The 24,844-nt window shown below is 72.6% G+C and carries 23 protein-coding genes; 10 read left to right on the plus strand and 13 right to left on the minus strand.

From position 1 onward, the window contains the following. Positions 1-37 precede the first annotated feature (37 nt). The gene (locus ACJ5H2_RS03130) at positions 38-1,267 is read right to left on the minus strand and encodes a glycosyltransferase family 4 protein (protein ID WP_408898103.1); all 1,230 of its coding nucleotides are present in this window, start codon (positions 1,265-1,267) and stop codon (positions 38-40) included. A 16-nt stretch (positions 1,268-1,283) separates the two neighbouring features. Further along, complete coding sequence (locus ACJ5H2_RS03135; RefSeq protein ID WP_408898104.1) at positions 1,284-2,267, minus strand: NAD-dependent epimerase/dehydratase family protein; 984 nt, start codon at positions 2,265-2,267, stop codon at positions 1,284-1,286. Positions 2,268-2,437: 170 nt separating this feature from the next. On the opposite strand from ACJ5H2_RS03135, the gene ACJ5H2_RS03140 reads away from it, so the two are divergent. Beyond that, on the plus strand, positions 2,438-3,421 hold the full coding sequence (locus tag ACJ5H2_RS03140; protein ID WP_408898105.1) for a GDP-mannose 4,6-dehydratase: 984 nt from the start codon (positions 2,438-2,440) through the stop codon (positions 3,419-3,421). A 4-nt stretch (positions 3,422-3,425) separates the two neighbouring features. Here ACJ5H2_RS03140 and ACJ5H2_RS03145 read toward each other — a convergent pair whose 3' ends face one another. Both ACJ5H2_RS03145 and ACJ5H2_RS03150 read right to left on the minus strand, forming a co-directional pair. Beyond that, positions 3,426-4,325 carry a class I SAM-dependent methyltransferase gene (locus ACJ5H2_RS03145; protein WP_408898106.1) on the minus strand — a complete coding sequence of 300 codons (900 nt, stop codon included), beginning with the start codon at positions 4,323-4,325 and terminating at the stop codon, positions 3,426-3,428. 65 nt (positions 4,326-4,390) lie between these two features. Next, on the minus strand, positions 4,391-5,410 hold the full coding sequence (locus ACJ5H2_RS03150; RefSeq protein WP_408899583.1) for a glycosyltransferase: 1,020 nt from the start codon (positions 5,408-5,410) through the stop codon (positions 4,391-4,393). A gap of 78 nt (positions 5,411-5,488) precedes the next feature. Here ACJ5H2_RS03150 and gmd point away from each other — a divergent pair, with 78 nt between their 5' ends. Beyond that, entirely contained in the window at positions 5,489-6,484 is a 996-nt protein-coding gene (gmd, locus tag ACJ5H2_RS03155; protein WP_408898107.1) for a GDP-mannose 4,6-dehydratase, read from the plus strand. Positions 6,485-6,543: 59 nt separating this feature from the next. Here gmd and ACJ5H2_RS03160 read toward each other — a convergent pair whose 3' ends face one another. After that, positions 6,544-7,620, minus strand: a complete 1,077-nt coding sequence (locus ACJ5H2_RS03160; protein WP_408898108.1) for a class I SAM-dependent methyltransferase — start codon at positions 7,618-7,620, stop codon at positions 6,544-6,546. Between the two features lie 41 nt (positions 7,621-7,661). On the opposite strand from ACJ5H2_RS03160, the gene ACJ5H2_RS03165 reads away from it, so the two are divergent. Continuing rightward, entirely contained in the window at positions 7,662-8,555 is an 894-nt protein-coding gene (locus ACJ5H2_RS03165; RefSeq protein ID WP_408898109.1) for an FkbM family methyltransferase, read from the plus strand. 169 nt (positions 8,556-8,724) lie between these two features. On the opposite strand, the gene ACJ5H2_RS03170 is transcribed toward ACJ5H2_RS03165, so the two are convergent. The 3 genes from ACJ5H2_RS03170 to ACJ5H2_RS03180 form a co-directional block, all read right to left on the minus strand. Next, the gene (locus ACJ5H2_RS03170; protein ID WP_408898110.1) at positions 8,725-10,017 is read right to left on the minus strand and encodes an HNH endonuclease; all 1,293 of its coding nucleotides are present in this window, start codon (positions 10,015-10,017) and stop codon (positions 8,725-8,727) included. A 313-nt stretch (positions 10,018-10,330) separates the two neighbouring features. Continuing rightward, complete coding sequence (locus ACJ5H2_RS03175; protein WP_408898111.1) at positions 10,331-11,083, minus strand: SGNH/GDSL hydrolase family protein; 753 nt, start codon at positions 11,081-11,083, stop codon at positions 10,331-10,333. Beyond that, positions 11,080-12,060 (minus strand): hypothetical protein, encoded by a 981-nt coding sequence (locus ACJ5H2_RS03180; protein ID WP_408898112.1) that lies wholly within the window; start codon positions 12,058-12,060, stop codon positions 11,080-11,082. The genes ACJ5H2_RS03175 and ACJ5H2_RS03180 overlap by 4 nt, the downstream gene beginning before the upstream one ends. Before the next feature lie 102 nt (positions 12,061-12,162). Between ACJ5H2_RS03180 and ACJ5H2_RS03185 the strand changes: the two genes are divergently transcribed. Next, on the plus strand, positions 12,163-13,497 hold the full coding sequence (locus ACJ5H2_RS03185) for a hypothetical protein (protein ID WP_408898113.1): 1,335 nt from the start codon (positions 12,163-12,165) through the stop codon (positions 13,495-13,497). A gap of 15 nt (positions 13,498-13,512) precedes the next feature. On the opposite strand, the gene ACJ5H2_RS03190 is transcribed toward ACJ5H2_RS03185, so the two are convergent. After that, a complete protein-coding gene (locus ACJ5H2_RS03190) occupies positions 13,513-14,877 on the minus strand; it encodes a class I adenylate-forming enzyme family protein (protein WP_408898114.1) in 1,365 nt (454 codons plus the stop codon). 163 nt (positions 14,878-15,040) lie between these two features. On the opposite strand from ACJ5H2_RS03190, the gene ACJ5H2_RS03195 reads away from it, so the two are divergent. Continuing rightward, positions 15,041-16,318 carry a hypothetical protein gene (locus ACJ5H2_RS03195; RefSeq protein ID WP_408898115.1) on the plus strand — a complete coding sequence of 426 codons (1,278 nt, stop codon included), beginning with the start codon at positions 15,041-15,043 and terminating at the stop codon, positions 16,316-16,318. 120 nt (positions 16,319-16,438) lie between these two features. Here ACJ5H2_RS03195 and ACJ5H2_RS03200 read toward each other — a convergent pair whose 3' ends face one another. From ACJ5H2_RS03200 to ACJ5H2_RS03210, 3 genes are read right to left on the minus strand one after another with little or no spacing between them, the layout of a single operon-like run. Further along, complete coding sequence (locus tag ACJ5H2_RS03200; protein WP_408898117.1) at positions 16,439-17,176, minus strand: SDR family NAD(P)-dependent oxidoreductase; 738 nt, start codon at positions 17,174-17,176, stop codon at positions 16,439-16,441. After that, positions 17,173-17,430 (minus strand): phosphopantetheine-binding protein, encoded by a 258-nt coding sequence (locus ACJ5H2_RS03205; RefSeq protein ID WP_408898118.1) that lies wholly within the window; start codon positions 17,428-17,430, stop codon positions 17,173-17,175. Before ACJ5H2_RS03205 ends, ACJ5H2_RS03200 begins: the two co-directional genes overlap by 4 nt. An 8-nt stretch (positions 17,431-17,438) precedes the next feature. Beyond that, positions 17,439-18,140 carry an acyltransferase gene (locus ACJ5H2_RS03210; protein ID WP_408898119.1) on the minus strand — a complete coding sequence of 234 codons (702 nt, stop codon included), beginning with the start codon at positions 18,138-18,140 and terminating at the stop codon, positions 17,439-17,441. A 76-nt stretch (positions 18,141-18,216) separates the two neighbouring features. On the opposite strand from ACJ5H2_RS03210, the gene ACJ5H2_RS03215 reads away from it, so the two are divergent. Then, positions 18,217-19,269, plus strand: a complete 1,053-nt coding sequence (locus ACJ5H2_RS03215) for a sulfotransferase family protein (protein ID WP_408898120.1) — start codon at positions 18,217-18,219, stop codon at positions 19,267-19,269. A gap of 265 nt (positions 19,270-19,534) precedes the next feature. Here ACJ5H2_RS03215 and ACJ5H2_RS03220 read toward each other — a convergent pair whose 3' ends face one another. After that, positions 19,535-20,605 (minus strand): hypothetical protein, encoded by a 1,071-nt coding sequence (locus ACJ5H2_RS03220; protein ID WP_408898121.1) that lies wholly within the window; start codon positions 20,603-20,605, stop codon positions 19,535-19,537. Positions 20,606-20,727: 122 nt separating this feature from the next. Between ACJ5H2_RS03220 and ACJ5H2_RS03225 the strand changes: the two genes are divergently transcribed. The 4 genes from ACJ5H2_RS03225 to ACJ5H2_RS03240 are packed head-to-tail and all read left to right on the plus strand — an operon-like array spanning position 20,728 to position 24,821. Further along, positions 20,728-21,744, plus strand: coding sequence for a hypothetical protein (locus tag ACJ5H2_RS03225; protein ID WP_408898122.1), 1,017 nt, complete (start codon positions 20,728-20,730; stop codon positions 21,742-21,744). Further along, positions 21,737-22,780, plus strand: coding sequence for a glycosyltransferase (locus ACJ5H2_RS03230; protein WP_408898123.1), 1,044 nt, complete (start codon positions 21,737-21,739; stop codon positions 22,778-22,780). Before ACJ5H2_RS03225 ends, ACJ5H2_RS03230 begins: the two co-directional genes overlap by 8 nt. Positions 22,781-22,784: 4 nt before the next feature. Beyond that, positions 22,785-24,020: a glycosyltransferase family 61 protein gene (locus ACJ5H2_RS03235; RefSeq protein WP_408898124.1), complete on the plus strand. Its 1,236-nt coding sequence runs from the start codon at positions 22,785-22,787 to the stop codon at positions 24,018-24,020. A gap of 33 nt (positions 24,021-24,053) precedes the next feature. Further along, positions 24,054-24,821 (plus strand): class I SAM-dependent methyltransferase, encoded by a 768-nt coding sequence (locus tag ACJ5H2_RS03240; protein ID WP_408898125.1) that lies wholly within the window; start codon positions 24,054-24,056, stop codon positions 24,819-24,821. Positions 24,822-24,844: the final 23 nt, after the last annotated feature.

Here is a 24,844-nt window from a genome sequence, read left to right on the forward strand (position 1 = left end):
ACCTCTCAACGACGGGGGAGCCGTTGAGATACGGATCTCAGACAAACTTTGCGAGGGATTGCCGATCACTCGCCGCGACCCCCGCCTGCTCGGCCAGCAGGCGCTCGAACCTGGTGGCGCATCCCTCGAGTGCGAACTCCTGCTCCGCCAGGTCCCGGGAGGCCTCCCCGAGCTCGACGCGCAGGTCGGCGTCCTCGACCACCTTGCCGACCCAGGCCGCGGCCTCGGCGAGCGAGTCGTCCTGCGGAGGCAGGACCAGCCCTCCGGCGCGCGTGACCAGGGCCGAGGCGAGGTTCTCGCCCGGCATCAGGCCCAGCACCGGCCGCCCGGCGCACAGATAGGACAGCGTCTTGGACGGGACCGAGAACGCGCCGGCCTCCTGCTCCAGGAGGACGACGAGCACGTCACCGCTGCCGAGGACCTCCGGCAGCCGCTCGTAGGGCTGGAAGGGCAGCAGCGTGACCGGTACGTCGAGGCGCTCGGCCTCCGCGCGCAGCACCTCCACGGCGGGGCCCTCGTTGACGACCACCAGGCGCACCTGCGTGCCGCGGTCGCGGACCTCGCGGGCCAGCCGGACCAGCAGCGCGGGGTTGTGCTTGAGGCCCAGCGTCCCGGAGTACAGCAGGGTCGCGACGCCGTCGAGCTCGTTCTCGACCGCCCAGTCGTTCGTGCGCTCGGTCGGCACGATCTCGTCCAGGGGCGCCCAGTTCGGGATGACGGTGACCTTGTCGGCCGTACCCCACTTCTCGTGGACCGGCACGAACGACGGCGCGATCACGACGATGGCCGCCGCACGCCGGGAGCACCAGCGCTCGGCCACCTCGAACGCCCAGGCGACGAGCGCGAAGCGCCGCGGCAGCTTGCTGCCGGCGAAGGAGCGCACCGCGACGGCGTACACGTCCTGGTGCCACAGGACCCACGGCCGGCGGAGGGCCGCCATGACGAACGCGAAGATCACCAAGGTCGGGATCTGGACGTTGGACATCATCGCGATGTCGGGGTTCACGCGGCGCACATGGCGCACCAGGTGGAAGCCCCGGCTCACCTCCCGCACGAGGCGCTGGGCGAGCCGCTGGTTGTCGACCGGACGGGCGCCGCCGATGCCCTCGAAGGTGATCCGCTCGCCGGGCGCCGCCGCGAGGCGCCCCTTCCCGGAGACGTAGCCCTCCACGTAGGAGTGGGTGACGTCGTGTCCGCGCCGGGCCAGCTCGCGGCTGAGCTCGGCCTGGAAGGGGTGCCCGCTGTGGTCGTGGACGAGGATCCGCACCGTGCCGTCTGCCCGCTCAGCCCTGGGCGCGCTTGACCTGGTCGTAGACCCAGGCGTACGTCTTGGCGAGACCGTCGGCGAGGCTGATCGACGGCTCCCAGCCGAAGACGTCCTTGATCATGGTGTTGTCGGAGTTGCGCCCGCGCACGCCCTGCGGGGCGGAGAGGTCGTACTTCCGCTCGCACTTGATGCCGGCGATCTCCTCGACGATGGAGTAGAGCTGGTTGATCGAGACCAGCTCCGCCGAGCCCAGGTTGATCGGCTCCTCCAGGTCGCTGGCGAGGATCATCTGCGAACCGCGGACGCAGTCGTCGATGTACATGAACGACCGGGTCTGCTCGCCGTCGCCCCAGATCTCGATCTCGTGCCTGCCGGAGATCACCGCCTCGGCGATCTTGCGGCACACCGCCGCGGGCGCCTTCTCGCGGCCGCCGGTCCAGGTGCCCTCGGGGCCGTAGACGTTGTGGTAGCGGGCCATGCGGGTGGTCAGGCCGAAGTCCTCCCGGAAGTGGCGGGCCATCCGCTCGGAGAAGAGCTTCTCCCAGCCGTAGCCGTCCTCCGGCATGGCCGGGTAGGCGTCGGACTCCTTGAGCGCGGTGACCGACGTGTCGGTCTGCTTGTCGGCCGCGTAGACGCAGGCCGAGGAGGAGTAGAAGTAGCGCTCGACGTCGTACTTCTGCGCTGCCTGGAGCATGTGGGTGCTGGTCAGCACCGTCAGCATGCACAGCGCCTTGTTGTTCTCGATGAAGCCCATGCCGCCCATGTCGGCGGCGAGCATGTACACCTCGCGGGCGCCCTTGGTGGCCTCCTCGGCCTGCTCGAGCAGCGAGAGGTCCGCGACGGCGTTCTGCGCGTCGGGGTGCACCTGGTACCACTCGTCGAGGGGCTTCACGTCGACCGATCGCACGGTCTTGCCCTGGGCGAGGAGGTCGGCGACGAGGTGACCTCCGATGAATCCGCCGCCGCCGGCGACGAGAACATCAACTGGGCCCGAGTTCATGAGCACTCCTCTATCGATTGGATCCGCCCCCCAGCGTCCTTGGACCAACGAGACGCCCCCGGGTGCGTCACGGCCTCGATCCGCGAATCCGGAGCGGGTCGCGAAACCGGGACGAAGATCCCGGCGCGATGGCCCGGTCGGACCGGTGGCCGCGTGGGTACAGTGGCCGCGTGCGTACCGCCCTCGTCACCGGTGTCGCGGGGCAGGACGGGATCTACCTCGCCCGCTCGCTGCGCGCCTCCGGCATGGTGGTCGTCGGCACGGTCGCGCCGGGCTTCGCCGCCGACGACCCGCGCCGGGTCTACCTCGGCGACGTCGACCTGCGCCCGGTCGACGTCCGCGACGGCACGGCGCTCGAGGCCCTGGTGGCCGCGGTCGAGCCCGACGAGGTCTACAATCTGGCCGCTCTCAGCTCGGTGGGACGCAGCTGGGAGGAGCCCGAGCGGACCGCGGCGACCAATGCCGCGCCGGTCGAGCACCTCGTCGCCGCCCTGCTCCGGCTGCGCGCTCGGCGCGGCCGCGACGCCCGGCTGTTCCAGGCCTCCTCGGCGGAGGTCCACGGAACGGCCGCCGACAGCCCCTATGCCCGGGCCAAGGCGGCGGCCGACGAGGTGGTCCGCGCGGCGCGCGCCGAGCACGACCTGTTCGCCGTGTGCGGCGTGCTGCACAACCACGAGAGCCCGCTGCGCTCGCCGCAGTTCGTCACCCGCAAGATCACGCTCAGCGCCGCCGAGATCGCGCTCGGACGCCGCGCGAGCGTGAGCCTGGGCAACCTCGACGTGCGCCGCGACTGGGGCTTCGCCGGCGAGTACGTCGAGGCGATGCGGCTCCAGCTCGCCCACGACGTCCCGCTCGACCTCCCGCTCGGCACCGGCCGGGTGCACACGCTGCAGGACCTGCTGGAGCGCGCGTTCGAGGCCGCCGGCCTGGGTCAGCCGGGCGACCGGGTGGTGCAGGACCCGGCGCTGCTGCGCCCGTCCGACACCGCGGCCTTCGTCGCCGACCCGGAGCCGGCGGCCGCCGCGCTCGGCTGGCGGGCCCGGGTCGGCTTCGACGCCCTCGTCGAGCACATGGTCGCCGTCGACCTGGCCCGGTTACGGACCGGCGTACCGGCGGCCCTCGACTACCTCGCGCCGGCCCGGATCACGGCCTGAGCGCTCAGCCCTTCCGGGCGCGGACGTCGAGCACGATCCGCGGCGCCAGCCGGCTGGCGACCGCCTTGTCGAGCAGCCACGAGGCTGGGCCGATGGTCCACGCGGGCGGGTTCATCGACGCGAAGTAGGCGCGCGAGGTCAGCGTGTAGCGGAGCTTGGGCTCGGCCACCACGTCGACGAAGCCGAGCCGGTTCAGCTGGGCGGTGATGCTGCGCCGCGTGTGCAGGATCCAGTGGTGCTGGGCGATCCTGCGGTCCGGGACCTTGCTGACCCGGCCACGAGTCAGGTTCTTGACCCCGAGGGCGGCACCGTCCGCGGCGGTCCAGTGCGGCGTCTGCAGGAAGAGGACGCCGCCGGGCCGCAGCATCGTGCGGACCTCGCGGAGGAGCTGGTCCCCGTCCGGCACGTGGGCGAGCACGCACCACAGGGTCGCGGCGTCGACGTCCTCGACGTGACCGAGGTCCTCGAGGACGCCGAGGTCGAGGTCGACGTCGTAGCGCTCCTTCGCGAGCTCCACGGCGCCCTTCGCGATCTCGTTGCCGGTCACCGCGAAGCCACCCTCGTCGCGCGCAAGGCTCAGGAAGTGGCCGTCGCCGGCTCCGACGTCGTAGATGACCGGCGGACCGCCATGCCCCGCGTCGGCGGGCAGGGCGTTGCGGATCCAGGCGATCGCGTCGCGCCACGCCTCCGGGCCGGCCTGCTCGCGCTTGATGTCGACCCAGTCGCTGTAGCCCTCCGCCGTCAGCTCGGCCTGGGTGGCGATCGCCTCCTGCCGCTCGGCCGCCTCGTGGTCGGCCCAGTAGTGGACGCCGCAGTCGCGGCACGCGGTGATCTGGCGTCCGGTGGCTCCGGAGGCCGGGCCGGTGCGGACACGGGTACCGGCGCAGGCCGGGCAAACGGGCATCGGGTCCTCCGAGGCTGGGACGGGTCGGGGCAAGGGTAGGGCGTCCGGCGGCGACGCGTGGCCGGTCAGGACAGACCAGCCCGGATCACCGCGGCCGTGTGCCGCCAGGTGAACGACTCCGCGAACGCGCGGCCGGCGGCGAGCTGCTCGGCGGTGAGCGCCAGCGCAGCGCTGAACGCCTCCGCCAGGGCGTCCGGGGTGGTCGCAGCGGCGGTGACGGCGTGGCCGCCGGTGACCTCGGCGAGGGCGGGATCGGTCGAGATGACGGCCGGGATCCCGAGCCGGATCGCCTCCGCGGCGGGGAGCCCGAAGCCCTCGAAGTCGGACGGGAAGACGACCAGCCCGGCGCCCGCGAACGCGCGGGCGAAGGCGTCGTCGTCGAGCCACGGCATCAACTCGATGCGGTCGCCGATGCCGAGGCGGCGTACCTGCTCCTCGGCGGCGGCACGGTCGCGCGCCCCCATGCCGACCAGACGCAGGCGCCAGCCGTCGGCCTCGGCGGCGTGCTCGGTGCAGAAGCGCGCCCAGCCGTCGATGACCGCGTTGGCGTTCTTGTTGCCGTAGTGGCCGAATGCGATCGCGTACGGCCCGTCGCCGCCATCCGTGGGGCGCGGCCACGCGAGGGCGTGGTCGGAGCCGAGCGCCGCGGTCTCGGCGCGGCCGGCGAGGCTCGGGTGCAGGTCGCGCAGGTCGTGCAGCGTCCGGTCGGAGATCGTGAAGATCCGGTCGGCCAGGCGCATGCTCCACAGCCAGGAGACCTTGCGGGCGACCCGGGTCCGGCGGCTGAACTGCTCCGGTCGCAGCTCGAAGCGCAGGTCGTAGAGGATCACGCCGCGCGGGCTGCGCGAGCCCAGCAGCCCGCTGGCGGGCACCGCCGCCAGGACGGCGTCCGAGCCCAGGCGGCGCGCCGCGCGTCGTACCGCCACCGACCGCAGCCACAGGCCGCCGAGCGGACCGCCCGGCTGGTCGAGGACCTCGGCGTGCGCGCCCTCGGGAAGCGGGAAGGTCTGGCCCTCGGGGCCGAAGAGCACCGAGATCCGGTCCTCGGGGAAGGCCTCGGCCCAGGCGCGGACGAGGTGCTCCATCACGATCGTCACGCTTCCGGTACGGACGACTACGGAATCCACGACCAGATGCACGAGGCGCGACGATACTGTGCCCCCGTGACCAAGCGCGCACTCATCACCGGGATCACCGGCCAGGACGGCTCCTACCTCGCCGAGCTCCTCCTCGGCAAGGGCTACGAGGTCCACGGGCTGGTCCGCCGGTCCTCGACGCTCAACCGCAGCCGGATCGACCACCTGCACGGCACGGCGGACCTCCACCTGCACTACGGAGACCTGACCGACGGGGTCAGCCTGAGCAACCAGCTGCGCGACATCGAGCCGCACGAGGTGTACAACCTCGGCGCGCAGAGCCACGTCAAGGTGTCCTTCGAGCTGCCCGAGTACACCGCGTCGACGGACGCGGTCGGCACCCTGCGCCTGCTCGAGGCGATCCGGGCCGCCAAGCTCGACTGCCGCTTCTACCAGGCGTCGACCTCCGAGATGTTCGGCGCCACCCCGCCGCCGCAGGACGAGTCGACGGTGTTCTACCCGCGCTCGCCGTACGGTGCGGCGAAGCTGTACTCGCACTGGGTCACGGTCAACTACCGCGAGGCCTACGACCTGTTCGCGGTCTCCGGCATCCTGTTCAACCACGAGTCGCCGCGCCGCGGCGAGAGCTTCGTGACCCGCAAGATCACCCTGGGCGTCGCGTCGGTCAAGCTCGGCATCACCGACCACCTCGACCTCGGCAACCTCGAGGCCGTCCGCGACTGGGGCTACGCCCCCGAGTACGTCGAGGGCATGTGGCGGATGCTGCAGCACGACGAGCCCCAGGACTACGTGCTCGCGACGGGTGTCGGCACCACCGTCCGGGAGTTCTGCCAGTACGCCTTCGCGCACGCCGGCCTGAACTGGGAGGACCACGTCCGCTACGACAAGTCCTTCGAGCGCCCGACCGAGGTGGACGCCCTCATCGGGGACGCCACCAAGGCGCGCGAGGTGCTGGGCTGGACGGCCGGCACCCAGGCGAAGGAGCTCGCCGAGCTCATGGTCGACGCCGACATCGAGCACCTGGGCCGGCTGGTCCAGCACAAGCGCGAGCTCGACGGCTGACCCGACCCGGCACAAACAGGTGCCGGGGCGGAGCGATCTCGGAGCCAGCTCCTGCCGGGTCAGGCCGGCTTCTTGCGGGCCAGGACGCGGTAGGCGTGGTAGCTGTGCAGCAGCCGCGGCAGCACCACGTTGTCGACCAGCCGCGCGAGCGGCACGAACGGCGCGGCCAGGAGCTTGCCGAGCAGTCGGCGGGCCCGGGCGAAGCGCGGCGGCCTGCCGTCGCGCCACGGGACCTCCTCGCCGGGCGCGATCCGGTTGAGGATCGTGGCGAGGACGATGAACGCCTCGAGCGGGATGTGCGCCTCGCGGTGCACGACCTCGACCACCTCGAAGCCGCGCTCCTCGAGCGCCTTCGTCAGGTTCGGCAGGGTCACCATGTGCAGATGCTCGGGCTGGTTCCACCCGGCCCACCACGAGCCGAACAGGCGCGCGGAGCGGGCCTGCGGGTCGGGCTGCTCGATGAGCACCCAGCCGTCGTCGCTCAGCACGGTGGCCACCGCGTCCAGGTCGGCCAGCGGGTCCCTCGTGTGCTCCAGGTAGTGGAACATGCTGACCTGGTCGTACGTGCCCGCCAGCTGGGGCGCCAGCTCCGGCAGCTGGCCCTGGTACGCCGTCGCGATCCGCCCGGCGCGATGGCCCGAGAGCACGCCGTCGGACATGTCGAGGCCGTCGAAGACGGTCCCCGGGAACAGCTCGGCGGCAGCGGCGGGGAAGTGCGCGGACGCCGTACCCACGTCGAGCCAGCGGCGTGGCGTGTCCGGGCGGTGGTCGCGGACGGTCGAGGCCCGGCGGCGGTAGACCTCGCCCATCGAGCCGAGGTTGGCCTCGGCGCGCTCGGCGTTGAGGCCGTCGTAGGTGTCGCGGTAGTAGAACGACAGCCCCTCGTCGCTCAGCGCCGGGTTCTGGAACACGTGCCCACACCCGCGGCACTCGTCGAGGCGGAAGCGACCCGGCTTGAACTGGCGCAGGTCGCGCGTCGTCGTACGGTGCTCGAGGCGGTCGTCGCCGCACCACGGGCACGTCGTGCGAGCCTCGAGGTAGAACCGGTCGACCCCCTGGCCCAGCTCGTGGGAGTAGTAGGCGCGGGCCGCATCGAGGGCCGAGGTCGCGGTGGCATTTGGGGGAGAGCCCGACATGCGGCACATCCTAGGGCGCTCGATGCCCTAGCATCCGGCGAGTGACCGGACTCGGAACCCTTGCTTCCACCGCCAAGCGCCGCATCGGATGGATCATCCGCGACCGCTTCCCGTTCCGGCCCGTCGTACGCGACGTCCAGGGCGTCGAGCTGGTGCTGCCGTGGTCGCACCGCCTGCCCGACTACGCCGCGTGGCAGGAGACGTACGGCCAGAACCTCGTCGAGCTGGCCCGGCTGCTCGCGGCCTCGGGTCCGTTGACGGTCCTCGACGTCGGCGCGAACGTGGGCGACTCCGCCGTACAGATCCTCAACGCGGCCGACGGGCAGGTGCTCTGCATCGAGGCCGACAAGGCGTACCTGGACTTCCTCCACCGCAACGTCGACCGGGATCCGCGGGTGAGCGTGGTCGAGGCCCTGCTCACCGTCGACGGCGCCGGCGGCGGCACCACCGCCGTACGCACGGGCGGGACCACCCGCTTCGTCGAGGGCGCCTCCGGCGACGCCATGCCGACCGTGTCGCCGAGCTCGCTGCGCGCCGACCACCCCGCCTTCGACCGGCTCCGGCTCGTGAAGTCCGACACGGACGGCTACGACGTCGACCTCGTCCCCGCCATCGCCGAGGCCTGGCACGACGCGCACCCCGTCCTCTTCTTCGAGTACGACCCGTACCTCACCCGGCTCGCCGACCTCGATCCCGAGGCCGTGTGGCCGCGCCTCGCGCAGCTCGGCTACGAGCACGTCGCGGTGTGGGACAACGGCGGTCTCCCGGTCGGCCGGACCTCCACCGCCCGGGTCGCCGCGCAGGGCCGGGTCCTCGACGACGTGCCCGGCGGACGTGCCCGGTCGCGGGCCTACTGGGATGTCGCGGTCGTCCACCGTGACGACGCCGAGGGGCTCGAGGCGATCACCGAGCTGGTGCCGGGCGAGCTGCGCTGACACCGGCGCCGGTCCGGCGGGAGGGTGGTTTCGAGGCTCGTCGCTGGCGCTCCTCGCACCTCAACCACCGGAGGGGGCGTCGCTGGGGCTGCTCGCGCCTCGATCACCGGGGGTGAACGTGCCAATGCCCCCGCAGGTCGGGGGTCCTGCGGGGTGTGGGGCGGGGTGGCTACTCGTCGGGTGGGTCGGCGGTGTGGATCGGGTGGGTGCCGCGGTGGTCGACGCGGAAGGCGTGGCCGTGGGGGCTGGTCCACAGGTAGGTGCCCGGGGTGAGGGTGTCGTAGTGCCAGGCCGAGTGGGTCTTCGCGCGGTGATGGCGTCGGCAGAGGGGGACCTCGTTGCACGGACAGGTCACTCCGCCCTGGGCGTGGGGTTGGGAGTGGTCGATGTCGCAGCGGGTCGCCGGGCGGGTGCAGCGCGGGAAGCGGCAGGTGTGGTCGCGCAGCGCGACGGCTCGCTTGTGGCGGTCGGGGACCTCATACCCGGTGACCGGGAGGTGGTCGGCGAGGTCGATGACCGGGCGGATCGTGATGGTGGTGTCGTGGGCCTGCAGCCATTCCCGGATCTGCTCGGAGGAGAGGGGGCCGTTGCCCTGCTCCCACCGACCGACCGGGTTGTCTCCGGTGAGGGTGGTGTCGGTGATGTGGACGTTGAGCTCCACCTTCCGCCCCGGAACCGCGATGGCTTCTCCGGTGTCGGGGTCGGGGATCAGGAGGTCGAGGGCGAGGTCGGCACGGGCGAGCTCGGCGGCGGCCCTGGACCGCCGCACATCGAGAGAGGAGTGGTCGCCGAGCCGGCCCAGCACCTCAGCACGCCGGGTGACGGCTTGGTTGAGGTCGTGTCCGTCGGCGGCGTCCATGAGCCCGGACACCTCCACGAGGCCGTGGTCGTCGACGTGGGGGTCGATGTCGAACCGTCGCCGGTCCGCTGCCTTGGCTCGTTCGGCTTCTGCGGTGGCGGGGTCGAACCGGAGGACGGCTTCGGTGACGAGCCGGTCCAGCTGGGCCCAGCCGACACCGGTGGCGTCGAACAGCTGACGGTCCACAAAGGCAGCGGCTTCGGAGTTGAGGCCGTGGGTGCGTTCGGCGATCCGCTCCGCGCGCCACGGCGCCAGACGCCCGGCGACCACCGCGTCGTACACGTGCGGCAGCCGCCAGGCGCACTCGATCACCCGTCCGACGTACGCCCGCCCACCATCCGGGCTGCGGCCGAGCACCGCGACCAACTCCATGAGCCCGAACTCGGACACCAACGGAGCACCGTCTCCGGCGATGGGGACACCGGTGTCGAGATAGCCGTCCGTGATCGTCGCGGCACCCTCCGGACCCGCGACCACATGGCGGCTGGCCCACTCCACGATCCCGACCCACTCCCGGACAACCAGGGCTTCACGGTCCTGGACACCCGCACGCAGCTCGGACAGCACAGCTGCTGTCGAACGAGGCGTGGTCCCGAGATCCATGACTGGATTCTCCCACCCACGTGCGACACATCGAAACGCCGCCAACCCGCCTGTGGACAGGGGAAAGTGCGTTGCGGGCATGGGGACGAACAACGCCACCGATCAAGAGAGCCAGGCCCTCCACCACCGCAACCCCAGGGGTCAGACGCAAGCCAACGTGGCCCCGACAGCGGCGATCAACCAACCACCGCAACCGAAGCGGCGCGCAACCACGTCAATCGAAAAATCAAACCCTGCACCGAGCAAACCCGCCGGCCACAACCGACGACTCGGCGGGCCACAACCGACGACTCGGCGGGTCAGAACTGACGACTCAACCCCTAGGTCGGGGCAGCGTCGCCCGCAGGAGCACGGAGACCTCGTGCCGGACCGCGGCTCGGCCGGCCGCGTTGGTGTGGCAGCCGTCGTCGGTGAGCTCGTCGCGCATCAGCCCGTCCGGGCCGGCGAGAGCCTCGGTGACATCGAGGAGCCGCAGGCCAGGGGTGGCATCGACCGCCGCGGTCAGGGCGGTGCGCACCGCTCCATGGGCGACGAGCCGCTCCTCGGGGGAGCCGGCGACGGGGAACGCGGCGTGGTCGTAGCTGTCGAGGCACGGCGGCACCGGTACGACGATCGTGCCGGTCCGCGTGCCGAGACGGCCGACGAGCCCCCGGACCCGCTCGACGTAGGTCGCCACGAAGTCCGCGTCCGCGCCCTGCGCCAGCCGCGGGGCGAGGTGGCAGCGGATGTCGATCTCGCCGAAGGAGAAGAACCACGCGGCGTCCCGGGCGCCGGGGACGCGGGCGACCAGTCGCGCGGTCCGCAGCAGCGTGGGCGGGAAGTCGTCCCGGGCGATGGAGTACATCACCCGCGGCCCCAGATGCCAGGTCCAGCGGCGCTCGGCGGTGCGGAGGATGCCGGGCAGGGGCGGCTGCGCGGTGTTGAAGGTGACCGAGTGGGAGTCGCCGACCCAGATCTCGTCGACCCGGCCGCGCAGCGCCGCGAGGAGCATCCGGAACAGCGCGAGCCAGCCGCGCAGCCGCGCCCGCCGGAGGCGGACGAACGCGCGCAGGCGTGCCAGGCTCACCGGGAGCGCACCGCGTCGGCGATCGCGTCGGCGACCTTGACGCGGCCGGAGTACGCGAAGTGCTCGGTGGCGTTGAAGCTGTCCTCGAAGTCGTCGTCCTCAAGGTGGATGTCGAGCATCGGGCCGATCGCAGCGGAGCCGCGCGCCAGCGCCTCGTCCTGGAGCGCCTTGTGCGAGCGCACGTGTGCCTCGAACTCCCCGGGGAAGTGCATCTCCCCGCGCTGCATCGGGGGGCGGGTCCAGACCCCGACGGTCGGGACGCCGTACGCCTCGAGGCGGCGGGCGAGCGTGGTGAGCGACTCCAGGCGCGGGTTGTCGGCGCGCAGCTGCTCGCCGTAGAAGTAGTCGAAGCGCAGCCGCTCGAGCTCGATCGGCCACGGCGGGAGACCGGTCCCCACCAGCTGCTCGCGGTACCAGCCGATGGTGCGCAGTCCGTTCCAGCGGCTCTCGACGGGGTGGGCGAGGAAGACGTCGCGCTCCTCGTCGGTGGCGTAGGCGCCGCCGCGACCGAGATACCGGACCGGGCGCTGGGCACCCTGCACCTTCGCCATCGCGGCGAGCGAACGGTGGTATCCGGTGATCGGGTCCGCGACGATGTGGGTCGCGGTGCTGGTGCGCAGCGCGAGGGTGAAGACCACGGCCTTGGGACGGCGGTCGAGCGTGGTCAGCAGTCGAGTGGCCTCGCCGTAGATGTTCGAGCCGAAGCCGGGTCCGGCCAGGTTGACGACATTGCCGAGCCGCTGGCCGAGGAGCTCCGGCAGCAGCGTGCGGTCGGTGTCGCGCAGTGACCAGCACAGGGTGGAGCTGTCGCCGAGGAGCAGGACGTCGACGTCCTCGGCCTCGAGGCGGCGTCGGGCCTGCTCGACCTGCCGTAGCGGCGCGTTGACGAGGCGGCTGCGGAGTCGTCGGATCTTGCTGAGCTGACGCTGCACCCGCACCGAGCCCTGTGCTCGGTGGAGTGCGGAACTGAGGGCCACGGTGGTCACGATGACACAACGCAGGGGAGGGATGGGCGTTACCGGCACGACCGTGCCGGCTGCGTGACATGATCGGCGCGTGCTGCACCGCTGGTGGCGCGGATGACCGCGCGGGAGGGCTCTGCGGGGCGTCGGCTGAGCCTGGTCACGGTCGACCAGATCCTGTCGAGCCTGTCGAACATCGCGGCCCTCATCTGGGTGGCCCACGCGTTCGAGCCCATCGACTTCGGCCGGTTCAGCCTGGTCGTGCTCGTCTACACCGTCGTGCAGGTGGTCTTCCGCAGCCTGATCTCCACCACCGCGCTCGTGCACCCCGAGGACGTCGACAGCCGTCCCGGCGCCATCCTCGGGGCGACCGTCGTGCTCGGCATCGGTGCGAGCGTCCTGTGCACCGCGGCCGGTCTCGCGCTGGTCGCCGCCGACAGCGCGATGGGCGGACCGGTCGTGGTGTTCGGCCTGGCGGTGCCCTTCCTCGTCCTCCACGACGTGGGCCGCTATCTCGCGATCACCCGTCAGCGCCCCGGCGGCGCCGTGGTCCTCGACGCGGTGTGGTTCGCGCTGCTCATCGTCGGCTTCGTCGGGACCCAGCAGCTCGGTCTCGACTCGCTGACCTGGCTGATCGCGGCCTGGACCGGCTCCGGCGTGGTGGCGTCGCTGTGGGTCTTCGCCCAGTGCGGGGCGCCGTCCGGCGGGGGCCTGACCTGGCTGCGCGAGCGTTGGGACTTCTCCTGGCGGTCCATGGTGAGCGGCCTGTCCGCGAGCGGTACGGCGCTCGCCACTGCGTCGCTGATGACCCTCTTCAGCAGCCCGATCGCCGTGGCGGCCTTCCGCGCGGCGACCCTGTTGGGCGCGCCGAGCACCGCCGTGCAGATGGCCGTCGGGACCTCCGCGGCCGCCGACATCGCCCGGGAGCGAGACGACCCCAAGGCGGTGTGGCGTCACGTCCGCCGGGCGATCGCGATCGCGACCGTCGTCGGCGTGCTCAACCTGGTCGTGCTGGTGTTCCTGCCCGACGTCATCGGCCGGGCCGTGCTCGGCGAGGCGTGGGACATCGTCGAGCCCCTCATGCTGGCGGTGAGCCTCAAGGTGCTGCTGATGGCGGCGCAGAGCGGGCTGCGCGCCTCGCTCATCGGCACCCACCGGATCCAGGCGGCCATGGTCACCGACGTCGTCGCGATCGTCCTGGTGGGCGCGTGCATGGTCGTCGGCGCCGCCTGGGGCGACGCCGAGGGGGCGCTGTGGGCGATGGCCGTGGGCACCGGGGTGTCCACCGTGTGCTGGTGGATCGCCGTGATCTGGAAGGGCCGCGGCCCGCTGCCCGAGCTCCCCGCGCAGCTCCGCCAGGTCGGCGGGGCCGACGGGGCCGGCGAGGACGGGGCCGACGCGCCCGCCCCGGCGCGCCGGGTCAAGGTCGCGCCGGGCAAGCACCGCGCCTGACGGCGCGGCTCAGGCTCAGCCCCGGACCATCTTGCCGCCCTTGGTCGCCGTGGCGAGCTCGGCCTCGTCGACGACCTTGATGCTGCGGGGCTGCCAGGCGCGGGGGAGGTCCGCGCACGCCGCGCGGACGGCCTCCTTGACCTCCCGCTCCTCGGCCTGGTCGGCGAGCACGATCTCGACGGCGACGACGGCGCCGACCATCGGGTTGCTGCGGCCGTGGACCCGGGCGAGCCGGACCCCCGCGACCGCGGCGACCCGCTCCTCGATCGGCAAGGGGTGCACCTTCACGCCGCCGACGTTGATGATCTCCGAGGAGCGCCCCCGGAAGAGCACCCGGTCGCCGACGACCTCGACCATGTCGCCGGTCGACACCCATCCGTCGACCTCCTCGGGCGCGTCCGCGGTGTCGCCGGCGTAGCCGAGCATGCCCGTGCCCGCGCGCACCTGGAGCTCGCCGTCGCGCACCCGCAGCACCGCCTCCGGGTTCTCCGGGCTCCACAGGCTGGACGTCGCCAGGCCGGGCCGGCCGTCGCGGACCGACGCGATCGAGCCGAACTCCGTCGACGCGTAGACCTGCGAGATCCTGGCCGTCGGGAACGCGGCCTCGAGGTCGGCGAGCAGGTCAGGGGAGCTGGCCTCGCCGCCGAGCGTGACCTGCGCCAGCGGCGGCAGCGTGGCCTTCGTGCTGCGCGCCTCCGCGAGCAGGAAGCGCCAGTACGTCGGCGTCGCGCTCACGCAGGTGACCTCGCCGGCGAGCAGCGCGGCGAGGCCGTCACGTGGCTGGCGGGGGAAGGGAGCGACGAGCGTCGCCTGCGCCGCCATCACGTGCAGGAGCACCTGGATCCCCGCGAACTGCTGCGGTCCGTAGGCGAGCAGCCAGCGCTGCTCGGGCCGGGGGGAGGTGGCGGCGCTCCGGCGTGCCAGCACGGCCCAGTCGTGGCGTGCGGCCTTCGGGAGCCCGGTGGTCCCGGTCGTGCGGATCATCAGCGGCTGCGGTCCGTCGTACGGCGCCAGGCCGGCCGGGTCCGCGTCGAGCTCCTCGGGCCGGACCACCCGCAGCGAGCCGGGCAGGTCGGTGCGCCGGGTGACCACGGTGTCGTGGCCCAGCGCCGCGGCCTGCTCGGCGAACTGGGCGGCGTCCAGGTCGGGCTGGTACTGGCAGGGCTCGCTGCCGACGGCGGCGGCCCCGCTGAGCAGGCGAAGGATCCAGGCTGCGTCCGGCTCGAGCACGGCGAAGCGCTCGATCCCGCGTGCGCGGAGGCCGGCGGCGACGCGGCGCGCGCCGTCGCGCAGCGCGGCGTAGGTCAAGGTGACCTCCGGGGTCACCACCGCGACCTGCTCCGGCCGGTCGGCAGCGGCCCTCTCCAGCAACCCGATCATCGGTGTCGACTCCTCTCGCGAGCGCGCATGGGGGGAACGGCGCGCCGCGCCGAGTATCGCGCATGTCGCCCGTGCGCCACCCGGAGTCCGCCGATCCGCAGGCAGGAGGCAGGATCGTCCTGTGTCGCGAGAGCCTGGAGAGCGCGTGGGTGCCCATCGGCCGATGACGGTCCCGGAGAAGTACTACACCTTCCTGGACCGGCGCTGGCCGGTGAACGCCGTCATCAGCGCCGACCTCGACCGCTGCTTCGACCCCGCCGAGGTCGCCCGCGCCTGGCAGGAGCTGCGCGTGCGACGCGTTGTCGCCCGCGCGGTGGCCACCGAGGAGCTGACCATCGCCGACCCCGGGCCGGACCCCGACGGCGCGGTCTTCCGCACCCGCGAGGCGGACCCCGAGCAGTGGCCGGCGATCATCGAGGAGCTGTCCGACGCGCACTACGACCTCGGCACGCCGGTCCAGTGCTGGTACGTCACCAGCCCGGCCACGGGGACCTCCCGGGTGGTGCTGGTCGGGCATCACGCCATCATCGACGGGCGGATCGGCGTCACCGAGCTGCAGTGGCTGGTCCGGCTCCTCGACGGCCAGCAGGTGCCCGAGCAGCAGCAGCTCGCCGCCGAGCCCGAGCCGGTCGCCACGCATCCGTGGCAGCAGAGCCGGAGCGCGATGATCGACCTGCTGCGCGAGCTCAAGACCCGCAACGCGACGTACGGCGAGCCCGGGCCGGCCACCTGGCCCGACGCGTCCGTGCCCCGACGCTCGTGGATGCGCCAGGACGCGCTCGGCCCCGACGAGGTGGCTCCCCTCGTGGCGACCGGCCGCGCGCACGGGGCCAACCTGTTCTCCACGGTGGCTGCCGCGCTGCTGACGTCGACGGCGCGGGTGCTCGGGGGAGCGCGCGACGACGCCCCGGAGGTGACCCTGCAGTTCGCGGCGCCGGCGGACATCGCCGCGCCGAGCACCGACCCCGATCGCGCGCAGGCGATGGCGATCGCCGTCCTCGCGCAGCCCTATCGGGTGGACGTCACCGACCTGTGGCGGCTGTCGGCGGACATCCGGGCCACGGTCCACGAGGCCCGCGCCCGCGGCGAGGGCGAGCTGTTCTTCCACCTCGCGCGGCTGGAGAAGGTCGTGGACCTCGACGCCGGACGCGACCTGGTGTCCGGCGCGCTCGCCTCGGGCCACCCGTGCGTCGTGGTGAGCAACCTCGGCGTCACCGACCCCGGCACCGACCCCGCATGGCTCACCGCGATCCAGGGCCAGCTCGCGGCCGCGCCCAACCAGATGGTGTTCCTCGCCATCAACAGCTACCGCGGCCGGCTGCTGCACACCTTCTCCACCGACGACAACCGGGTCGCGCCGGACCAGCGCGACGCGCTCATCCGGGGCTACCGCGCGATCCTGCGGCGGCTTGCCGAGGAGGCCGCCGGGCCGACCGGCTGAGGTGGGTGCGAGCCCGGTGGTTTCGAGGCTCGGCGCCGGGGCGCCTCGCACCTCGACCGCCGGGCTCGCGCCTCCCGCCTCGCCCGCCGGGCTCGCGCCCTGGCCGCACCGCAGGCGCCGTCAGGCGGTCAGGCCACCGTCCACGACCAGCACCTGGCCGGTGATCCAGTCGTTGCGCTCGTCGACGAGGAAGGCGACCGCGCGGGCGATGTCGGCGGGCTCGCCGAGCCGGCCGGCCGGCGTACGACGGACGATCTGGTTCAGCTGGTCGTCGTCGAGCCCGTGGCTCATCTCGGTGCGCAGGTAGCCCGACGCGATGCTGTTGACCGTGATCCGGCGCGAGCCCATCTCGCGGGCGAGCCCGCGCGTGAAGCCGTCGAGCGCGGCCTTCGTGGCGCCGTACACGCTCAGGCCGCGGTAGCCGGTCAGGCCGGTGATCGAGGAGATGTTGACGATCCGTCCGCCGCCGTGGGCGAGCATGTTGCGCACCACCTGCTTGGTCAGGTGGATGGTCGCCTTCAGGTTGAGGTCGATCACCGTGTCGGAGTCGTCGTCGCTGAACATCGCGAGGATGCCGTCGCGAGCGACCCCGGCGTTGTTGACGAGGACGTCGACCGAGCGCCACTGTGCGAGGACGTCCTTGACGAAGCGCGTCGACTGCTCGCGGTCGACCATGTCGGCCTTGCGGAACAGGAACCGGTCGGCGTACGCCGGGTCGGCCTGCCAGGCGCGGACGGCGTCGGTCTCGCTGCGCGCGCAGGTGGCGACCCGGTCGCCGGCGTCCAGGAAGTGCTGGACGATGCCTTCGCCGAGACCGCGGCTACCGCCGGTGACGATGACCGTGCGGGGTCCCGTCATGCGGAAGCAGCGGTCGCGTCGGCGTAGAAGGCCACGATGTCCGCGACGGTCTCGGGCAGCAGTCCGGCACCGAAGGGGTCGGTGCCGAACTCGTCCTCGAGGATGGCCGACAGCTCGGCGGTCTCCAGGGAGTCCAGCCCGAGTCCGTCGTCACCGTGCAGCGTGGCGCCGAGCGAGACGCTGGTCTCCTCGCGGTCCGACCGCTCCAGCAGGTCCTTGACGATCGTGACGATCCTGGGCTCAATCTCGTTCATTCCGACCTCTACTCAGATGGGGGGTTCGCAGGGCCAACGACGCCACGGGGTCCTTGGTAACGGGCGCGGTTGTAGACGTGCCGGGGAATGTCGATCGGGGCGAGCCGGCGCGCCGGGACGCCGCCGTGGAGGTGGGCGCCCTTCGCCTCCTGCCCGGTCCACGTGGTGGAGCCGGCTGCGATCAGGGCGCCCTCGCCCACCACGGTGCCGGGCAGCATGGTGCAGGAGGTCGCGACGACCGCACGGTCGCCGATCGTCACCGGCTCGAGGATGACGCCGCCGTTGGTCGGGTCGAAGGCGTGCGAGAGCAGCGTCGAGCGGATGCCGGTGACCCAGGTGTTGTCGCCGAGGATGATGCCGCCGCCGCAGTCGAGGTAGTGCTGGCTGATGATGTGCGAGTCGTCGCCCAAGCGCAGGGTGCGCAGGTCGTCGGTCTGCGTGGCGCCGGGCTCGTAGCCCGAGTCGCCCACGATCTGGTTGAACAGCATGATCCGGCAGCCGTCGCCGAGCCTCACCAGGCGCAGGTCGCGGAACATGTTGAAGTGGTGGATCAGCGCGCCCTCGCCGAGCTCGAAGCGGTCCACCCGGCGCACCAGGTTGATGCCCACGACGGCGGTGTCCGGAACGGCATGTCCCAGCCGGCGGAGGAGCCGGTTCTTGAGCCGGCTCGGCGGCAGGAGGAAGACAAGGGTCGTCAGGGCCTGGCGCACGCGGCGCAGCCTACACAGCCCACCGCTTCGCCGGAGCCGATCATCGAGACCGCGGACAGGGCCTATTGTCTGCCGCGTGCTTCTCACCCCCCTGGCCCACGGCCGGGTGTCGATGCAGTGCGACCTGTGCATCCCACCCGTCCTGACCATCGCCACCCCGGCCTGGCTGCGCCGTACCGGATGGACCCTGGCCGCCGACGGCGGTCCCGTCGACGCCTGCCCCAACTGCACGGCCCGGGTCGCGCCCCGCCACCGGGTACGACGCCGCGACGCCGTCCCGCAGCAGCCGGACCCCGCCCGGCTGCCCAATGTCGTGGTGGTCGGCGCGACGAAGGCCGGGACGACGAGCATGCACAACTACCTCGCGGTGCACCCGGAGGTCGCGGCCTCGGAGGAGAAGGAGATGCGCTTCTTCACCGACCCCGACTGCCGCGACTGGGTCGGGGCCTACCAGGACCGCTTCGCGACGGGCACCCGCTACCGACTCGAGTCGACGCCGTTCTACTCCAAGGCTCCCTGCTACCCGGGCGTCCCCGAGCGGATGGCCGAGCTGGTGCCCGACGCGCGGATCATCTACCTGGTGCGCGACCCGGTCGAGCGGATCATCGCCGAGCACGTCGAGATGGTCGCGTGGAACGCGGCGGAGCGCCCGCTGGAGGAGGAGCTCGCCGACCCGGACGAGCCGACCAGCCCGCTGGTCGCGTCGAGCCGCTACGCCACCCAGGTCGAGGCCTACCGGGAGCGCTTCGGGCCCGACCGGGTGCTCGTCGTGGACCTCGCCGACCTGGGTGCCGACGTCGACGGCACCATGGGCCGCGTCTTCGAGTTCCTCGGCCTGGACCGGCCGGCGATCGGCGCCGACGAGTGGGGGCGCTACAACACCCTCGAGGAGAAGCGGGCGCTCCCGCCGTGGCTCATGGCGCTGCGCCGGGGACCGCTCGTGCGGGCGGTCCGACGGCTGCCCGCCGCGGGCCGGCTCGTGCACCTCGCGTGGCGTCGTACGGGCGAGCGGATCGAGCGCCCGCAGCTGAGCCCCGCCACCGAGGCGGCGCTGCGCGCCAGCCTGCAGCCCGAGGTGGACCGCCTGCGCGCCCTCACCGGACAGGCGTTCGCGACCTGGTCGCTGTGACCCGGCGGTTCCCCGGTGGTTGAGGTGAGACGAGCGCCAGTGACCCCCGGTGGTTGAGGTGCGACGAGCGCCAGCGATCCCCGGTGGTTGAGGTGCGACGAGCGCTAGCGAGGAGCCTCGAAACCTCCGGGGGAGGGGGTGGTGGTTTCGAGGCTCGGCGCCGGGGCGCCTCGCACCTCAACCACCGGAGAGGCCGCGGGGCGCCTCGCACCTCAACCACCGGAGAGGCCGTGGGGCGCCTCGCACCTCGACCACCGGAGCGGCGTCAGGCCACCTTGCGGAAGAGGTAGAACCGGTCGTGCAGGTCGATGAGCTCGCGCAGCTCGTCGGACTGGTGGATCGGACGGTCGTCGACCAGCTCGTAGCCGCGGTCGAGGACGTCCTGGCGGAAGGGCTTCATCGACCCGTCGAGCTCGGTGCTGCGCAGCTCGTCGGGGGTGTTCGGGACGATGAGCAGCCAGGGGATGTCGCGCTCGGCGATCCGGTCCAGCCACCAGCAGACGGCCTCGTGTGAGGCCTCCGAGAAGCTGTGGATGTTGACCGCGACGTCGTAGCGCTCCGCGAGCTTCTCGTGCTCGTGCAGCGGCACGACGCGCACCGTGTCGGGCAGCTCGCGGAAGCGGGTGTAGTACTCGCACAGGAAGGTCGAGGTCGCCACGGCGTCGACGCAGTCGTAGGCGGCGAGGTCGGGGAACGCCGTCGCCATCCGGTGGGCCAGGCGGCCGTAGCCCGCGCCGATGTCGAGGACCCGCAGTCCCTGGATCGACGACAGGCCCATCTGCTCGTCGAGGTAGTTGATCTCGTTGATGCTGTCGAGCAGGTCGCGGCTCACCGGCGGCCGGGTGCCGAACTCGAAGGTGAACGCGCCGAAGAGGCCGTCCTCGGCGAGCTTGTCGAAGAGCCCGAGCCTGTCGCGCTCCTGCACGTCCAGCATCGCGAGGTACATGCGGATGCGGGCCGCGTGACCGAGCTGGCGGAACTGCCAGACATAGGCGTTGTCGCCGCGGAACCACGCGAGGGAGAGGTTCTTCTTCAAGAAGCCCTGGCGCCACTGGGTGTGCACGGCGGACGGCAGGTCCAGGGCGTCGTACGTCGCCTGCAGCTCGACCAGGCGGGGGTTGTCCTGTCGCAGCTCGGCCTCCGCACCTGGGGGCAGCGCGACCTCGTCGTTGTGGGTCACCGCGACGTAGCGGCGACCCTCCTCGTCGATGCGGCTGACCATGAAGCCGGCGCGGGCGGCGCCGGACTTGGCGCGGCGGCGGAGCCATCCGGCGACCAGCTCGGGGTTGGCACGGCGGGCCTTGGCGACGAGCGCGTCAGCAGAAATCGGGGGCACGGTGGGCAACTGTAACCGCATCCGTCGCGGGTCGTTCTGCATCTGGTGGAATGAGCTCGCGACGGGCGCGCTCGACGCCCCACCGCCGGCCAACCGCTGCATCCGCACCCCCGAGGATCCGCTTGCTGACCACCCCCGTGACGCTGATCGCCTTCAACCGACCCGAGCTGACCGCGGGGACGCTGGCCGCGATCCGGGCCGCGCAGCCGACGCAGCTCTTCCTCGTCGCCGACGGCCCGCGCCCCGGCAACGCCGACGACGTCGAGCGCTGCGCCGCCGTCCGCGCCGTGCTCGAGGACGTCGACTGGCCGTGCGAGGTCCACCGCCGGTACGCCGAGACCAACCTCGGTCTCGAGGCGAACGTCGAGCTCGGCCTCGACTGGGTGCTCGGCCGGGTCGACCGGACGATCGTGCTCGAGGACGACTGCCAGGCGGGCTCCTCCTTCTTCCGCTACGCCGAGGAGCTGCTCGAGCGCTACCGCACCGATCTGCGGGTGTGGCAGGTCTCCGGCAGCGGGCTCGGCGTACCGCGCCGGCTCTTCGGCGACGACAGCTATGCGTTCACCGCCTGGGCGAGCGTGTGGGGCTGGGCGACCTGGGCCGACCGCTGGCAGCGGCACCGCGAGGTGTTCCCGCGCGACCACGCCGACGGCGACGCCCCGGTGCGCACCGTCCCCGCCGTGCCGCAGCCGGGCCTGCTGGTGACCCGCTCCGCGCAGCAGCACTTCGCCGAGGCGGCGATGTCCGACGACACCGTGACCCACGGCTGGGACAAGCACTGGTGGCTGACCATGATGACCTTCGGCGGTCTCGCGATCTCGCCGGCGGTCAACCTGGTGGAGAACGTCGGCTGGGGGGCCGACGCGACCCACGGGGTCGCTCCGGGCAAGCGGGACCACGCCGCGGAGGAGATGGCCTTCCCGCTGCGCCACCCGGCCGAGGTCGCCCTCCACCCGGAGGTGGAGCGCGAGCTGGAGCTGGTGCTCAACCGGGTCGGGGGACGTGCCGCGACGCTGGCTCGGCGTCTGGTCCGCTCGCCGCGGCTGCGGCACGCGGCGCGCACCGCGGTCAACAGCCGCGCGGCCACCGCCGCCCACCGCCTCGTCAGCCAACTCGGAGAGAAGAGCCGTCGTGCCTGAGCCGTCCGCCCCCCAGCTCCGGACACCCGTCGTCATCATCGCCTTCAACCGCCCCGCCGTCGTACGGCGCACGGTCGAGGCGGTCCTCGCGGCCGCACCCGAGGACGTCTTCCTCGTGGTCGACGGGCCCCGCGCCACGCATCCCGAGGACGCGGCGCGGTGCGCGGAGGTCCGCGAGCTGCTCACCTCGGCGCCCTGGCCGGGGCGCGTCCACACCCGGTTCGTCGAGCGCAACATCGGGCTCGAGGCCAATGTCGAGCTCGGGCTGGACTGGGTGTTCGGCCAGGTCGACCGCGCGATCGTGCTCGAGGACGACTGCATCCCTCATCCGACCTTCTTCGACTTCTGCGTCGAGCTGCTCGACCGGTACGCCGACGAGACGCGCGTGTGGCAGATCGCCGGCGACAACAAGGGCATCCCGCGCGCGATGTTCGGCGCCGACAGCTATGCGTTCACGACCTGGGCGAGCGTGTGGGGCTGGGCGACCTGGGCCGACCGCTGGCACGCCCACCGCGCGGTCTTCCCGCGCGACCACGCCGGCGCCGAGGAGCGGGTCGGCCAGCGGCCCCGCACCGCGGACGCGGTCCGCCCGGTCGAGGTACTGCCGGATCGCGACGCGCTCGTGACCGAGGCCGCCCTGCGTCACTTCACCCAGGTCGCCGGCGACCGCGACGGCGACTCCCGGGGCTGGGACCACCACTGGTGGGTGACGATCATGTCGCGCCGAGGCCTGTCCATCACGCCCTCGCTCAACCTGGTGGAGAACGACGGCTTCGGCCCGGACGCGACCCACACCCGCACCGCCCGCGCACCGATGCCGGCCCAGGCGATGCCGATGCCGCTGGCCCATCCGGCGCGAGTCGAGCTCAACCAGCAGGCGGAGGCCGAGCTGGAGCTGGTCCTGCTCCAGATCGACGGACGTCTCTCGCGCGCGGTGAAGCGGATCGTCAAGCCGCTGTGGATGCGGGTGCTGATCGGCCGGGTCGTGCGCTTCGGTCCCGTCTGGGCGGTCGTGCGCCGCCTCGTGGCGCGGTGACGCGATGAGCCTCCCCGCCTGGCTGCGCCCGTGGTGGCCGCTCTTCAAGCGCATCCACCTGCTGTTGACCCGGCTGCTCGGCCACGCCTTCCGCGCGATCTCCCCCCTGCTCGGCGCGCGGGGGGTGCCACGGCGCGCCACCGCGCACGCGACGGAGACGGCCGCCGAGCCGGGCGTCGTGCTGCACCCCGGACGACCGGAGGAGCCCTGGGTCCGGCCGGCCACGGAGGGCGAGCCCGCCGGGCACTGGCTGTTCGAGGCGATCCACGCCGCGACCGTCCCGACGCCGAGGGTCCCGGCGACCACGGTCCCGGCGACGTTCACGCTCGAGATCGCGGGCGGCCGGCTGACCGGCGACTACGCCGCGGCGACCACGCCCACCAAGGTGCTCGACCACGAGACCAGCACCTACTTCGGCGTGTTCGACTGGCGCGAGCACCCGATCTTCCTGCGTCCCACGCTGGGCCCCACCGAGCACGTGTCCGGCACGGTGCTCAGTCTCACGGCCCGCGGCACGTCCGAGAACTACTACCACTTCCTGTACGACGCCCTCGGCCGTCTGGCGGTCCTCGAGGACACCCTGGGGGAGGGGGCGCTCGCCGGCGTCGACGCGGTCGTCGTACCGCACCGCACGCGCTACCAGAAGCAGCTCCTGGAGCTGGCCGGGGTCACCACGCGGCTGATCCAGCCCGAGCGCGGCCGCACGGTCAGCGCCGACCGGCTGCTCGTCCCCAGCAACCCGAACTGGGCGCTCCAGGCGCCGCCGGCGACCGTCGCCTGGCTCCGCGACCGGCTGCGGCCCTCCGTCGCGGCCGACACCCCCAAGCGCCTCTACGTCACCCGCGGCACCACGCCCCGCACCCGGCGCTACGTCGAGGAGGCGGCGCTGTGGCCCGAGCTCGAGCGCCGCGGCTTCGCGCGCATCGACCCCGGGCAGCACAGCGTCCAGGAGCAGATCGACCTGTTCCACGGCGCCGAGGTCGTGGTGTCGCCGCACGGCGCCGCGCTGACCAACCTGACCTTCTCCCGGCCCGGCGTGCGGGTCCTCGAGATGTTCGCGTCGACGTACGTGCACCTGGGTCTGTGGGCCATCTGCCAGGCGGTCGGCGCCGACTACCGCTATCTCGTCGCGGAGCCCGCCGCCGGACCGAACGGCGCGAACCAGGGCGTCCTGGAGGACGTCACCATCCCGCCCGCCAGGGTGCTGGCGTCCGTGGACGCCCTCCTCGCGGATCGCTGAGACACCAACCCCCCGACGAAATAAGGTGTGGCCGTGAACGACTCCGAATCGACCTTCCGCCCGGGCGAGACCCTCTCCCGGCTCTACCCGGAGGTGCGGGCCGGGGGCTACACCCGCCACGACGGGTTCATCGAGTTCTACACCCGCGTCAACGCGCTCCTCGACGCCGACAGCACCGTCCTCGACTTCGGCGCCGGCCGCGGGCTGTGGGCGATCGAGCCCTTCCCCGAGCTGCACCGCAGGCTGCGCGGCTTCCACGAGCGCGTCGCCGCGGTGCACGGGGTCGACGTCGACCCCGTGGTGCTGGACAACCCGACCCTGGCGACCGCGCAGGTGATCGAGCCGGGCGGGAGCATCCCGTTCGGCGACGCGACCTTCGACCTGGTCGTCGCCGACCACGTCCTCGAGCACATCGCCGAGGAGGACGCCCCGACGGTCGCGGCCGAGCTGCTCCGCGTCCTCAAGCCCGGCGGCTGGCTCGCGGCCCGCACCCCCAACAAGTGGGGGATGATCGGCATCGGCGCCCGCGCGGTCCCCAACGACCTGCACACCAAGGTCCTCAAGCGGCTCCAGCCCGATCGCAAGGCCGAGGACGTCTTCCCCGTGCGCTACAGCATGAACACCCGGCGCGCGCTCTCCGCGCTGTTCCCGCCGCCGAACGAACTCGTCGTCTACGGCCACGCCTCCGAGCCGACGTACTTCGGAGCCAACGCGCCCGCCTGGCGCGTCGCCCAGCTCGTCGACCGGCTCACGCCGCCGGCGCTCGCGCCGACGCTGATGGTGTTCGTCCGCAAGGGCTGACCCCGGCCCGGGACGAGCCGGTC

This window comes from Nocardioides pymetrozini (genome assembly GCF_046058985.1).
Lineage (GTDB): Bacteria > Actinomycetota > Actinomycetes > Propionibacteriales > Nocardioidaceae > Nocardioides.

Excerpts from the sequence above, each read along its gene's own strand:
- ACJ5H2_RS03135 (WP_408898104.1), bottom strand. The coding sequence starts at position 2,267 with ATGAACTCGGGCCCAGTTGATGTTCTCGTCGCCGGCGGCGGCGGATTC.
- ACJ5H2_RS03145 (WP_408898106.1), bottom strand. The coding sequence starts at position 4,325 with ATGCCCGTTTGCCCGGCCTGCGCCGGTACCCGTGTCCGCACCGGCCCG.
- ACJ5H2_RS03150 (WP_408899583.1), bottom strand. The coding sequence starts at position 5,410 with ATGGAGCACCTCGTCCGCGCCTGGGCCGAGGCCTTCCCCGAGGACCGG.
- ACJ5H2_RS03160 (WP_408898108.1), bottom strand. The coding sequence starts at position 7,620 with ATGTCGGGCTCTCCCCCAAATGCCACCGCGACCTCGGCCCTCGATGCG.
- ACJ5H2_RS03170 (WP_408898110.1), bottom strand. The coding sequence starts at position 10,017 with ATGGATCTCGGGACCACGCCTCGTTCGACAGCAGCTGTGCTGTCCGAG.
- ACJ5H2_RS03185 (WP_408898113.1), top strand. The coding sequence starts at position 12,163 with ATGACCGCGCGGGAGGGCTCTGCGGGGCGTCGGCTGAGCCTGGTCACG.
- ACJ5H2_RS03190 (WP_408898114.1), bottom strand. The coding sequence starts at position 14,877 with ATGATCGGGTTGCTGGAGAGGGCCGCTGCCGACCGGCCGGAGCAGGTC.
- ACJ5H2_RS03195 (WP_408898115.1), top strand. The coding sequence starts at position 15,041 with ATGACGGTCCCGGAGAAGTACTACACCTTCCTGGACCGGCGCTGGCCG.
- ACJ5H2_RS03200 (WP_408898117.1), bottom strand. The coding sequence starts at position 17,176 with ATGACGGGACCCCGCACGGTCATCGTCACCGGCGGTAGCCGCGGTCTC.
- ACJ5H2_RS03205 (WP_408898118.1), bottom strand. The coding sequence starts at position 17,430 with ATGAACGAGATTGAGCCCAGGATCGTCACGATCGTCAAGGACCTGCTG.
- ACJ5H2_RS03235 (WP_408898124.1), top strand. The coding sequence starts at position 22,785 with ATGAGCCTCCCCGCCTGGCTGCGCCCGTGGTGGCCGCTCTTCAAGCGC.